Consider the following 11,918-nt stretch of genomic DNA (forward strand, 5'->3'; position numbering starts at 1 on the left):
ATTCTGGTAATTGCTGAACACGACAACGCGGCGCTGAAGGCAGCGACGCTCAATACGGTTGCTGCCGCGCAGAAGATCGGTGGCGACGTTCATGTGCTGGTGGCGGGCCACAACGCGCAAGGCGCGGCTGATGCGGCTGCGAAGGTGGCGGGCGTGTCGAAAGTGCTGCTCGCCGATGCACCGCAACTGGCCGCTGGTCTCGCGGAAAATGTCGAGGCGACGGTGCTGAACATCGCGAAGGATTACTCGCACATCCTCGCGCCGGCTACCGCGTACGGCAAGAACATCGCGCCGCGTATCGCCGCGAAGCTCGACGTCGCGCAGGTCAGCGACATCACGGCTGTTGATTCGGCCGATACGTTCGAGCGTCCGATCTACGCTGGCAACGCGATCGCGATCGTGCAATCGGCTGATCCCATCAAGGTCATCACGGTGCGCGCGACGGGTTTTGATCCGGTTGCAGCGGAAGGCGGCAGCGCATCGGTCGAAAAAATCGAAGCTGCAGCCGATGCCGGCATCTCGCAGTTCGTGAGCCGTGAAGTGACGAAGCTGGACCGTCCGGAACTGACGTCGGCGCACGTCATTGTGTCGGGCGGTCGTGGTCTGGGCAGTGGCGAGAACTACACGAAAGTGCTGGAGCCGCTGGCTGACAAACTCGGCGCGGCAATGGGCGCATCGCGCGCAGCCGTCGACGCTGGCTACGTGCCGAACGACTATCAGGTCGGTCAAACCGGCAAGATCGTCGCGCCGCAGTTGTACATCGCGGTCGGCATTTCCGGCGCGATCCAGCATCTGGCTGGCATGAAGGACTCGAAGGTGATCGTCGCGATCAACAAGGACGAAGAAGCGCCGATCTTCAGCGTCGCGGATTACGGCCTCGTCGGCGATCTGTTCAGCGTCGTGCCCGAACTCGTTGGAAGCATATGAGGCCCTTGATGACCGGCTGCTCGCGTCCACTAACGGAGAAACCGTTGGATCTTTCACAAGAGATCCGGCGAAGCGCTGCGATTGCGGCGAACGCCGAAGATGCGGACATTTGGCGGTGGTTTGCTAACCTTGTCGAGGAACGCCGCATTCGCTGGTGTCTTGCTAATGGTAGCTGGTTGGTGAGCGTCGATCATCGTCACGTCGCCACGGATAAAAACTTCGACGAGGCAATTCGTGGCGCCAAGCTCCGCACTCAAAGAAGGGATGACGAAACGGTTCGAGGCAATCTTCTACGACGACGCGTCGCGTGAACTAGCAGCGAGTGCTGCCGTGCCTTGTTGGCAATCGAAACTGTGCCCCGCCGAAGCTGCCATAAGCAATCGCACACTTTTTCAACATTGGCATACACCTAATTTTCATACCGGCCTCATCGACGCCGTTGCCTTACTTGGGCCGGTATCGTTGAGGTGACGGCACGGAATGTCCGTTCCGCACTGATACCTGCCTTTATATGCGACGGCTCCACCGGCAGCAACGGGTCGACTCCTGCCCGACGCAGACATTTCCCCCCTGACCACGTTCGCCGATCCAAACGTCGGGCGCTGACGGTATCTTCACAACTCAACGCTGCGGGCGGCGACTCGCCGCGCCTACGATCGCCGCTATGAAGCGCATGGGCCCGAGATCGGCCAATTTCTGACGTTCTTCGAGGTGCAGCACGGACGGTGGAGTGTCGACTTTGCTTCGATAAGCGGCCCGTCGATTTGAGGTGGCGTATCTTGCGTCGGCCAGGAGACCGGCGGCCCGAAAGCGGTTGCACTGCAGGACTTGTCACCGTGCTTCGTGATCGCGTTCGTAGGAGCCCGGGCTACTTGCCGGTATTGCCGCTCTGCTTGCGCGCGGCGGACTCACGCTGCTGCAGGTAAGGCACCCAGTCGAGAATTTGCACGCTCGTGAAACTGAGCGGGCGCGTCGCGAAGAACATTACGGCGCGCAGCCCGTCAGTGCAATAAGTCACCCCATTCAGCGTCGCCCGCGGGTGTGCCTGCGGTGCCGGACCGACTCCATTCACGAAACGAGCTTATCCAGGCCGCCGGAATACATCATGTCCTGGACCAGATAGTTTCGCGCCTCGTCGACGTCCCCATGTAGCGCATCGCCTGCCATATCGTGGTGCGCGAAGCGGCCGCCGACGGGCCGTCCGACCTGCGCCAGATACACCGGGTTACCGTTGTAGCGAATAGGCGCGAGCCATGCGCGCAACGAAGTGGATGGCGCGCCTGCTTGCCCTTCCTTGCGCAGGACGACGTCGGGTCTGCGTCCAAATACCCACTGCGTGCGGTCGTTTTCGCGCAAGTCGCGACGATAGCCACGCCGCACCATTGCGGCACCGATGTCCCCAAGCGTACCGATGACAATCAGGTTCAAGGGATCGGCTTTCGATGTCGTGTGCTCATCGGTTGCACAACACGGTAGCCGCTCGAGGGCCGCGCGCAATGACGCAAGGTCCTGGTAGTCAGTGAATGCGGTCTCGGGATAGAGGAACGGGGTTAGCGCGAAACGCGGGTCCGCGCCATCGTCCGGTACAGGCAGAAACAGCGAGAAGGGGACCAGCGTTCTGCTTCCGAACATATCAATATTGACGAGTTTGATTTGCTGGTCGGGGTTGGTGAAAAGAAAGCCGGCGCGCGTTTCTCCGGGGGGAACGGGATTCCTGAATCCGAGCTTGATCAGGTGACTGTCGATGCTCGCATTCGTCGCCCCCCCGAGCAGCAGGTGCATGGACCACGCAACTTCGAGCGGCGAGAAGTAGTCCGGATCGGTGCCCGAATGCAGCAGCCATAGCGGTTGCGAAGTCCGGTTCTGAACTTCGATCCATAGCGGCTGGATGTTGGCCTTGTTGATGTCGGCTCCGAAGATGCGTTTGCTGTCGTCCGATCCGAGCACGGCCACGCTCACCTGTACGTCCTGCCTGTTGCAGTCACAGCACGCTCACGCAGCGGCGCATCGTCGAGGTTCGTTGGATCGGTCCATGTCGCACAGCCGGCGAAAACGAGAAGGAGAACAATGCTGCCGGCCGCATTCCTCAGTGCACGACGCGACAATGGCGGCGCGCTCATTGTTTCGCCCCCGGGGGCGGATTGCTGCCGGGCTTCACGCTCACGCTCTCCCACTGAAAGAATTCGATCTCTGACAGCGAAGTGGGATGGCGGTCGAATACGAGTACCTGGCGATATCCGTCGGTGTAGTACGGATCGGTGGTAAGGTTCTCGCTCGGTACATTTTGCGTAGCGGCGCCTACTCCCTTCACCAGCCCGATCCTCGTGAGGTTCTGCGAATAGGCCATGTCTTCCGCAAGCGCCATGCGGGCCTCGTCTACGTCCGGGTCGATCTTGTGCGTGGTGAACGTCGGTGAATGAAACGTTAAACGGGTGCCGATATCCCGGCTGATCTGGCCCACCCATACAGGCTTGCCGCGGTAGCGCATCGGGCTTAGCCAGAGCCGTAGATGATTGCGCTGGTGAACATTGTCACGCGCCTTTTGCAACGCGAGGTCCTGTGCCCGGCCAAACAGATAAAGATCGCTTATCGGCGCATTGATGTATCGATCGCCAGAGAGCGCAGAAGTCACCATTCTCATGATCGCGCCCGACCACTTTTGCTCGGTCGGGCTCCAGCCGCGGCGCACCAGTGCGGGAAAAGCGTCGTCGAGCCCACCCACGATGACCAGATTGAGCGGATCGCCGTTCTTCGAACCGTCCTTGTTCATTGCGCAGCAAGGAAGGGCTTCGAGGGCGACGCGAAACGCGTCGTCATCGGTGTAGTTCACGATTGCGTCGGCAGGATAGATGTCGCGCCGAAAGACCTCGCTGACATGGTAATCGGCATGGAAGCCCGGCACGATCATGAGGATCGAGAACGTCCTTGCCTGTGCGCTCGCAACAAGGTCCAGCTGGACGAGCTTCGCGCCCTCGTTGAGATTTGTCAGCACGAATCCCGACTCGGTCTGGCCGGGCACGATGGGGTTCTGGAAGGCGAGTTCGCGAAAGCGCCGGTCGAGTTCGTCCTTCCTGGCAGACGAATCGCTGTTTATGAACGCCTCGGCGCCCTCCGAAGCAGGGAAGAAATTTGGGTCAAGGCCCGGTGACATCAAGAAATAGCTCAGGGTCTCGTCGTTCGAGACCTCGATCCAGACGGGTTGTATCCCCTTCTTTGCAAGCGGGACGCCATAGACCGCGGCACTTTCCTCAGCCGAAAGCACCACCGCCGATACCCGCAGTCCGCCTTCGGTGCGCGTTACGGCGCGGCTCCTGTAGGTGAGCTCGCCGGTGGTCGACGGCGCCATGGCGCAACCCGACAGGAACAAGGCTACGACCGCTGCACCCAGCAGTCGATTCACGATTCCGTTCATCGCGTAACCCCATTGCCGCACGGGCGGGTATACCAGCGATTCTTGTGATCAGTGCTTCACCGCTATCCGTGAAATTATAGTGTGTGAGTTTGGGGCATCGAACAACCGTATTGATGGAATAGTTGTAGATTGCCGCGGGTTCGAGGGCGGCCGTTTGTACTTCGATAGCTGCCATTCGCGCGGGAAACCTGTAACGGCCGCTTCGGGTCGTGCGCTGCCATTCGCGCAACGTTCTCGCCGATTGCATATGAATTAGCAACTATCGGCCAATAGCGGTCCTTCGAGACCGTGAGGTAAATTGTCGACAATCCGTCAAACGATATCGAGATTACCCAGACGTTCGCGCTAACGAGTCGTTTCGAGAAGCGAGCTCAAACTATTAATGTTAAATGGAAGGAGTCGACGCCCCACAGGCGCCGGCGCATACGCGACCGGAAAAGGGCGAGCCACTCCGGGAGCGGTGTGAAGGTTATTCCAGGTGGGACTGAGCCGTCGAAGGACAGGACGACGTTATTAAACGTCGCCCAGTGGTATGCCTATCGGCGCATCGCGGTACTAACAGGACAACTGGAAGGCTAAGTGCGGAAACGCACAGATCAATGACCGGCGCTATGTGAGCCTGAAGAATCGATCAGCGAAACAAGAACCAGATATTCGATAACTAGATTGCTGACTCGTAGTTTATGTCGTTATTGCAACAGCGCCAGTGTCGTGGTGCGTTTTACCCGTCAAAGGTTCTCAACGAATTGCTGTGAACCGCTGGGTCTGAGCAGGTCAAGAACGGGTGAGTCATGGTCTCAAAATCTTGCCCGGCCGCAGAATCGATGATGCCACGCTGACCTACTTGAGCAGGCCGGGAGATCGCCATGACCAGACAGCTGACTTGGTTGCATCTCTCGGACATACACTTCTGCGCCAAGGATGCATGGCGCGACAGCGGAGCCAGACACGCGCTGCTCCAGTTTCTTCGTGATGAACTCGGCTCGTCTCTACCTGCGCCGGACATTGTCTTTTGCACCGGAGACATCGCTTTCGGCGAAATGCGGGCGCAAAGCCTCGATGAGCAATACGCCGAAGCGCACATTTTCCTCTTGGAAGTACTCGCCCTGCTCGGTTCGATCAACAACGAAGTCGACGCCCGACGTCTATTCGTCGTGCCAGGGAATCACGACGTAGACCGCGACGCCGTGAACAGTGATGCGCAGTCGCACGTGGTGAGCTTGGCGAGGGACTCTCGCAGGCACATCGTAGAGTTCAATAACCGCGTCGCCGGAAAGACGACAGTGTACAAGCACGCGATGAAGCGGCTCGCAGCCTATGAGCAATTCGTCTCCAAAGCGTGCCCCCATGTCGCCTTTGATGCCCCGCACCTCCACTACGCACATGCACTGTCGGTCAATGGCATAAAGCTGCAGGTCGTGGGCCTCAATTCCGCATGGAATTGTGCCGGCGATGAGGAGGAACGCCGCCTGTGGGTTGGAGCGCAGGCACAACTCAGCTGCGTGACACGAGACGAGAGCCTGCGCATCGGCCTCGTCCACCACCCGCTGGAGTGGATGACCAAGCCCGATGCTTCCCTGCTCGAGCAGAGGATGGGGGTTGATCTCCACTACCTGCTCCATGGGCATGAGCACGAATTTCGGGTCATTGATGTCCAAGGCGGCTATTCCGTCATCGGCACCGGCGCCGTGTCGGCCGAGTCCAGTGAAGAACACGGTGTCGTTATTGCGCGACTCGATCTGGATTCCCGCATGCAGGACCGACACGTTCTTGTCTACTCGTCCAACGATGGCCGGTGGTCGCGGTCGGAACGATGCAGCAAGGAACAGATCGTGTTGCCGGACTGCCTGGTCGCACAGTTAGAGGGCGCTACCACACATCGCCCGCCCGTCGGCAGCCCCGTGCGGCCGCCCTACTCTTTGTTTTTTTCACGAGAGGGCAGGTATGGGGCGCACGAGGAGTACGACGATCGCGTCGAAAGATCCGTGGGCACGTTGAACAGGGACTCAGTCTATTTCCGGACTCTCTGGAGGGACGTGTTCAATCATCACTGCGTCAATCGACTGGTCGGCGACCCCAAGGAGTTGCACTTCCAGAAAGGTGACGCGAGCCGCCTCTTTTCCAAGGACAACATCGACGCCTATTTCGTCCGCAATGAAATGGAGTCGCCCACAATGACGGCGACGGCCAACAACGACATCGACGACAAAAACGACATGAAGTTGTCGTTCGATGAATTCGTCAAGTACGTGTCGGACCCTGCGCTCATTGGGGAGCCGGGAAAAAGCACGCAAGGGGAGAACCGAATCAGCTACCTCATCGGCAACGCCGGCATCGGCAAGACGCTGACGGTACTCAAGCTGTGCGACACGCTGCGCAACGGTCCCCACGTCGAAAGCGGTCTGCGCCCGGTTCCGGTCTACAAGGACTTTCACGAGGAGAGGACGTGGAACCAGACGTCTGCAGAAGTGGCGCTCGCCACTTCACTGCAGTCGCTGGGCCAAGAATTTCTCACCGAATTGTCCTTTTGCGCAAGCCCTTCGCAAATTCCAGATAGCATTCGATTTGACTCTCCTGACACAGCGGAAGAGCAGTTGCGTCAGCTGTGCTCGATCGCGGCAAAGGCAAAGTACTATCCCGTTTTTATTCTCGACAATGGCGACAGATTCTTCTTCGAGAACGCTAGATACCGATTCTTCCGCGAGTACGCGAGACAACAGGAGTGGCGACTCGACGACACGCTGATTGCGCTCATCGACCGCTTCGTGTCGGAACATGCACTGGGCAAGGTAGGTGCCTGTGTGCTGCTCGTGTGCCGCAAATACGTCTATCGGTATTGTCGCCGCGGCTCGGATGCTGCGGACCCAACAGGTCCCGTTCGTCGTGACCACAAGGTTTTCCAGCTGATGGACCTGGGTGCGGAGAAGGTCATCTTGAGTAGGCTGAGAGTTATCGATACTGCCCTCACGAAACTGGACAACGTCTACACCAATTCTCAGATGTTCAAGGATCGGTTCGCCAGCATCAAGAGCCGGCTGGCCTCTTGGGAGAACAAGGCTCGAACTTCACTGCTCGGCACGATCTGGGAGTTGGCACACCAGGGCCACCGTTCGTTTCTGAACTTCCTCTCGGCGTTGCCGGTCGATGTCCGACGCGACTCTCATCTCATCGAGCGATTGCTCGACACGCCGCACGTGCTCCTGCGGCTATACATCGCCAACATGCACAAGCGCTACACCGAGCGGCAGGGCCACTTCCCAAACATCTATCTCAACGATTGCACCATCGACGCGGAGGAAAAATTCGAGCGTGCCCATCGCCCCCATATCCACACGTACTGGTTGCGCTACCTGATCTTGAAGTACATCAGTTCAAAGCGTGGAGTCTGCCATTCCGAGCCGCTTGTCGAATTCTTCGTTCAGCGGCTCGGTTACGAGGAACACCTGGTGCGTCTTTCGCTGGGTATCCTTTCGGACCCTTCCTCGTGCAACTGCCTCGAGATAGTCATGCCCGACCAGTTGAAACGACACGAGGAGATTCTTGGCCTCTCTAGGCGTGGCCTTATCTTGGTCGAAGAGAGAGGTGGCAGAGAGCCCTTGTGCTTCTCGTTCGACTACCTGCAACTGATCACGGACGACTACTTGCTGTCCTTGCCCCGCTCGGTGGCTAGCGAGATTTTCGTGAATGCGGACTTGGGGCATACGCTTAAGGACGGGCACGAATATGCGCGAGGGGCTCGAAACGTGCTTCGTGCCAAGATTCCCGCCGTTATCCGGTTCTTCCTAGTCTTGGAAGCATCGTTTCATGCCGAGATGCGCCATCGAGAAGCAGAAGCCGCGGTTGAATCACTAATGCCCGACTTTCGCGGCATCGGTGAGAAGCTCGTCAGCTCGATCGAGGCAGTGTTAAACCAGTTCGACGACTTCGATGCGCTCAAGAGCGCCGTTGCACCGCGCCCGATCTGGGAGGACGCCGAGCTTAAAAGACAGATCGAGGGTGTCTTAGCGGACTACTACAACGCGCCGGTGAATGTCGCGCTCTGAACGGAACTGGCGCCACACCGGCCCCTGCTCCCGACGCGCGCACGCGTCACAACTCAGTCGGCTGTGCGAGATTCGATTTCGGCACGCGAGCGTGAGTTAACGTGAGCGGAGGACGGTGCCGTTACCGTAAAGTCACCGGACAACCAGCTGGTCTCCGGTGGCGGAGTTTATTGAGGCGTCACGCCACGCATGCAACGTAGGGACAACTGGTGGATAGCGTCAACCAGAACGTCCGGCGCATTGACTCAAATTATTTGCTACCAAGTCCGGGGTGGCGCCTCATGACTTGCTAAAACGCGTTCATCGTCTTTGGTGTGAATACATTCGTGACAAAGATGATCTTGGTCGATGGCGAGAGATCGAACGAGGGTTTTCCGCGCGGTGAATTCGGTCGTTGTGCCATGAACGGATTCTTAAGTTAGTCATACAGCTAACGGTGAGAAGCTCCGCGGGAAGAGTGCGTGACAAGCAACTTTTTTGAACGACTGCTTTCAGAAGCGCGGTATGTCTGTTCAGGGTCGGGTGCCGACTTTCGCCGCCTGCAGGGATCAGCATGCCTTCACCGGATCTGACGTTGTCAGTTTAGATGACGTTTCCGAGTCATTCGCCTATCGCACCGCCTTACGCGCGGGGACTCTCCGGCCAGCGCTCGCGCGCCTTGCTGTCCTCGTGCTCCCCTTCGGCATCTCGCCACCCGTCTCGCCAGTCGGACCATTGGGGCGTCTTTGCTGGGAAGGGGTTGTGCTGCCATGCCCCGCCCTCACGACGGCTGCTGAATCCGTCTCGGTATGCTTCGCTGCGCGTCATGCTGTGTCGCCTCCCGCAGTGGTGAATGCCTGAAGTATGCATGCGCTACTGGCTCAGGGAGTGAGCTACCGGCCGCCCGGCCCTTACTGTCATGTCCTAGAGAGTCCGACGCCTCGGGTCAGTCGGCGGCATTCGGACTTGCCGCGCTAGGCTTGACTGCGCGCGGCACGCTCCCGCTCTTCCCTGGCCTTCTTCGCACGACCGAGTGACCACCTGCTGATGCGGTTCAGGATGTAAGGCGTGGCGACCGTTACTGCGACTGCAAAAGCCGCGGCATATGCCTCCGTTGGCACGGCAGCCAGCGCCGCTCCAGCGCGCGACGAACTGGTGTTGCTCGGAGCAGAAGTCTTCGCCGGCGTCGCGCCTGCATCGGCGGGGGTTGGAGTGAATGGCTCGCCCGAGAAGCTGAAATCCCAAGGGTCGTACGCGCGTTCGAGATAGTCCACGGTGCTCTCCTTATTGGTGTCGGAGTGCGGCATCTGGGATTGTCGCGCGTGAAAACAAGTGGCGCGCGAAAAAGAAAGCTGGCGTAAAGGGAATCGTGCGAGACCAGGTGTCGCGACGCTTGACATGTTGCGGTCTGCTGTAAAACAGGGTGTGTCAACCCTCAAAGCAGATCCCACCTATGCGTCGACGACAACCGAAAATCTATGCCACGCTACGCCGCCGTTATTGCACTGAAGCTCTTATGAACATGGGCTTCCAGCGCACCAGCACAAGCGGTTCATCTTTGGTCAAGCTCGGGGCGTTTCGCACGCCCTATGCGACCGCATCGCGAGACGGCGAATTCTGGCGCGTGACGCCGCTCGTCTCTCCGCGTATCTGGCGTCCGCGATGACCGCCCCCGCTGGCGCCGCTTAGCACCCGGCGCAAGCAGCGCAACCGGGACGCCACGATACCTGGCGCGGTCAGCGCCGTACTGGCGGGGGCTGCTCGAGTTCCAGGGGATCGTCTGGATCCTTGCGAGGAAGGGCTGCCAAGGGATTGCGGCGGCGACAGACCGGACAGATGAAATAAACGCCCTCCTCGTCCATCTCTGGCAAGGCGACCTGCAGCGTCACCATCATCCGACAGCCGGTGCATATCCACATGGCGGCCTCCGCGCGTCAGCTGTCTTTATAGTTCACGCGGACGGTATATGGGAAGCTGGTAGTCGAGACGCACCGGGCATGACCGTTCCAATTGAGGTGGATTTTCCTCAGTCCCCGCTGCCCCGCCCCCCCGTCATCAGCCACTCACCGTTCAGTTCCACGCGCTTTACGCCGATAACCAGTGAGCCACAATCTGTGCCGCACCCCCGGCGGGCAACCGCGGAGCGAGCTTGACAACCCGTCCGCGCAAGTACGATGGAAGCAAATCCATCGGGGCAAATATGGCGCGACACGACCGCATCACATCCGGAAGCATGAGCAAGCAACTAAAAATCACAGCAATCAAAGCGCTGATCATTGGCTCTTTCATCGGTACCGCCTGCCTGGAAGTCGCAGCACCGGCCTCGGCAGGGGAGCGCGGCGCGCACATCGGCTGGCACGTCCGGCAGCCTGCGCGGTTCATCGTCTCGGGCGTCTTGCGGCAGGACGGTTCGAAGGATGTCATCAAGCCGATCCACGCGGTCGTCACCGCTGACGATGAAAACGCCGCGATTGCAATGTTCTCCGACACGGCACGAAAACAGTATCTTGGCTACACGCTGATCGCAACGCTGGCTTCGCCGGTTCCGGCAGCGGGCACGTGCGAGAACAGCATCTAAGTCTAAAAAAAGCTGGACCAACCCAAGCGCGAAGCAGGCCACGAAGCGGCGGTTGCTGACGTCACCGCTCGCTCGCGCCGAGGCAGACCGCATCGCCCTGGAGAAACAACCCTCCCTGATCTAGGCGAAAAAAAATCCCCGAGGTATTAGCCCCGGGGATTTCGAAATGTTACTGCCGGACGCCGTTCATGCTGCGGCGGCAAACAGGTCAAACTGCGGCGAAACAGGCTTAAGCATCGCCGTATGCGCCGCGTCACTCACACTGTGTTTAATCAGGTGCGAGTCCAGCTCGTCAGGAGTCAGGTTCAGACGCTGGGCAAGCCTGTTGAAATACTGCCCCCTCTTTGCCATCTCCTGATACCGCTGGGCCATGCCGACAGGCAGCCTCACGAAGCCTTCGTTCAGCCAGAAACGCGCCGAATCCATTGCGTCGTGATGCTGCGTTTTCAACATGAACGCGGTGTCGTACGTGCAGGTCACGAACTCGCAAGCGGCTTCCGCATCCACCTCGAACTGCGAGGCTTCCTCGAAGTACACCGTTTGCTCGCCCGCCGATGTACGCGCGTACCACCCTGCGCGCCCGGGATGCCGATAGCGGTTCCACTGTTCCGCATCTGCGTCACGGAGCCCGACCGACGGTGCTTCACGGTCGTACTGACCCACTGGGTACCACCCGTGCAATACGATGTCCGCCTTGGGCCTAGGCTCAACGTGAGGCACCGGGTATCTGCGACCCAGCACGTTGACGTCGTGCCACGCTGCCATCCCGGGAAAAGCATGCGGTGCGTAGTGGTGCATCGACAGGAAGAAATCGATTGCCACAAGCTGCTGCGGCGTCACGAACTCAAACTGCGGGTCACACAGCGTCAGGTTGTGCTCGGTGTCGGCGATGAGGCCCGACGCCAACTCCCCCGAATGCCGTTCCGCTCTGTCCCGCTCGTTCGCATCGATTGATAGGAGCATCTTCAACATCGCCATG

The 11,918-nt window shown here is 59.3% G+C and carries 8 protein-coding genes and 1 pseudogene; 4 read left to right on the forward strand and 5 right to left on the reverse strand.

Annotated elements, in window-relative coordinates; all coding sequences use genetic code 11:
* Together SB822_RS53455 and SB822_RS53460 are read left to right on the forward strand one after the other, a co-directional pair.
* A partial coding sequence (locus SB822_RS53455; protein ID WP_410858625.1) for an electron transfer flavoprotein subunit alpha/FixB family protein occupies window positions 1-927 on the forward strand: 927 nt, incomplete at its 5' end.
* A gap of 44 nt (window positions 928-971) precedes the next feature.
* A complete protein-coding gene (locus SB822_RS53460) occupies window positions 972-1,238 on the forward strand; it encodes a hypothetical protein (RefSeq protein WP_410858626.1) in 267 nt (88 codons plus the stop codon).
* A gap of 557 nt (window positions 1,239-1,795) precedes the next feature.
* Here the strand turns inward: SB822_RS53460 and SB822_RS53465 are convergent.
* The 3 genes from SB822_RS53465 to SB822_RS53475 form a co-directional block, all read right to left on the reverse strand.
* Entirely contained in the window at window positions 1,796-1,945 is a 150-nt protein-coding gene (locus tag SB822_RS53465) for a hypothetical protein (RefSeq protein ID WP_410858627.1), read from the reverse strand.
* Between the two features lie 50 nt (window positions 1,946-1,995).
* Complete coding sequence (locus SB822_RS53470; RefSeq protein WP_410858628.1) at window positions 1,996-2,886, reverse strand: LssY C-terminal domain-containing protein; 891 nt, start codon at window positions 2,884-2,886, stop codon at window positions 1,996-1,998.
* A gap of 157 nt (window positions 2,887-3,043) precedes the next feature.
* Window positions 3,044-4,339 (reverse strand): LssY C-terminal domain-containing protein, encoded by a 1,296-nt coding sequence (locus SB822_RS53475; protein ID WP_410858629.1) that lies wholly within the window; start codon window positions 4,337-4,339, stop codon window positions 3,044-3,046.
* Between the two features lie 866 nt (window positions 4,340-5,205).
* Between SB822_RS53475 and SB822_RS53480 the strand changes: the two genes are divergently transcribed.
* Window positions 5,206-8,382, forward strand: a complete 3,177-nt coding sequence (locus tag SB822_RS53480) for a metallophosphoesterase family protein (RefSeq protein WP_410858630.1) — start codon at window positions 5,206-5,208, stop codon at window positions 8,380-8,382.
* Window positions 8,383-9,335: 953 nt separating this feature from the next.
* Here SB822_RS53480 and SB822_RS53485 read toward each other — a convergent pair.
* On the reverse strand, window positions 9,336-9,635 hold the full coding sequence (locus SB822_RS53485; protein ID WP_410858631.1) for a hypothetical protein: 300 nt from the start codon (window positions 9,633-9,635) through the stop codon (window positions 9,336-9,338).
* Between the two features lie 875 nt (window positions 9,636-10,510).
* On the opposite strand from SB822_RS53485, the gene SB822_RS53490 reads away from it, so the two are divergent.
* A complete protein-coding gene (locus SB822_RS53490) occupies window positions 10,511-10,939 on the forward strand; it encodes a hypothetical protein (RefSeq protein WP_410858632.1) in 429 nt (142 codons plus the stop codon).
* A 186-nt stretch (window positions 10,940-11,125) separates the two neighbouring features.
* Here SB822_RS53490 and SB822_RS53495 read toward each other — a convergent pair.
* Window positions 11,126-11,918 (reverse strand): annotated as a pseudogene (locus SB822_RS53495) (hypothetical protein); the annotation flags it as partial.

Source organism: Paraburkholderia sp. SIMBA_054 (assembly GCF_046534875.1).
Taxonomy (GTDB): Bacteria; Pseudomonadota; Gammaproteobacteria; order Burkholderiales; family Burkholderiaceae; genus Paraburkholderia; species Paraburkholderia hospita.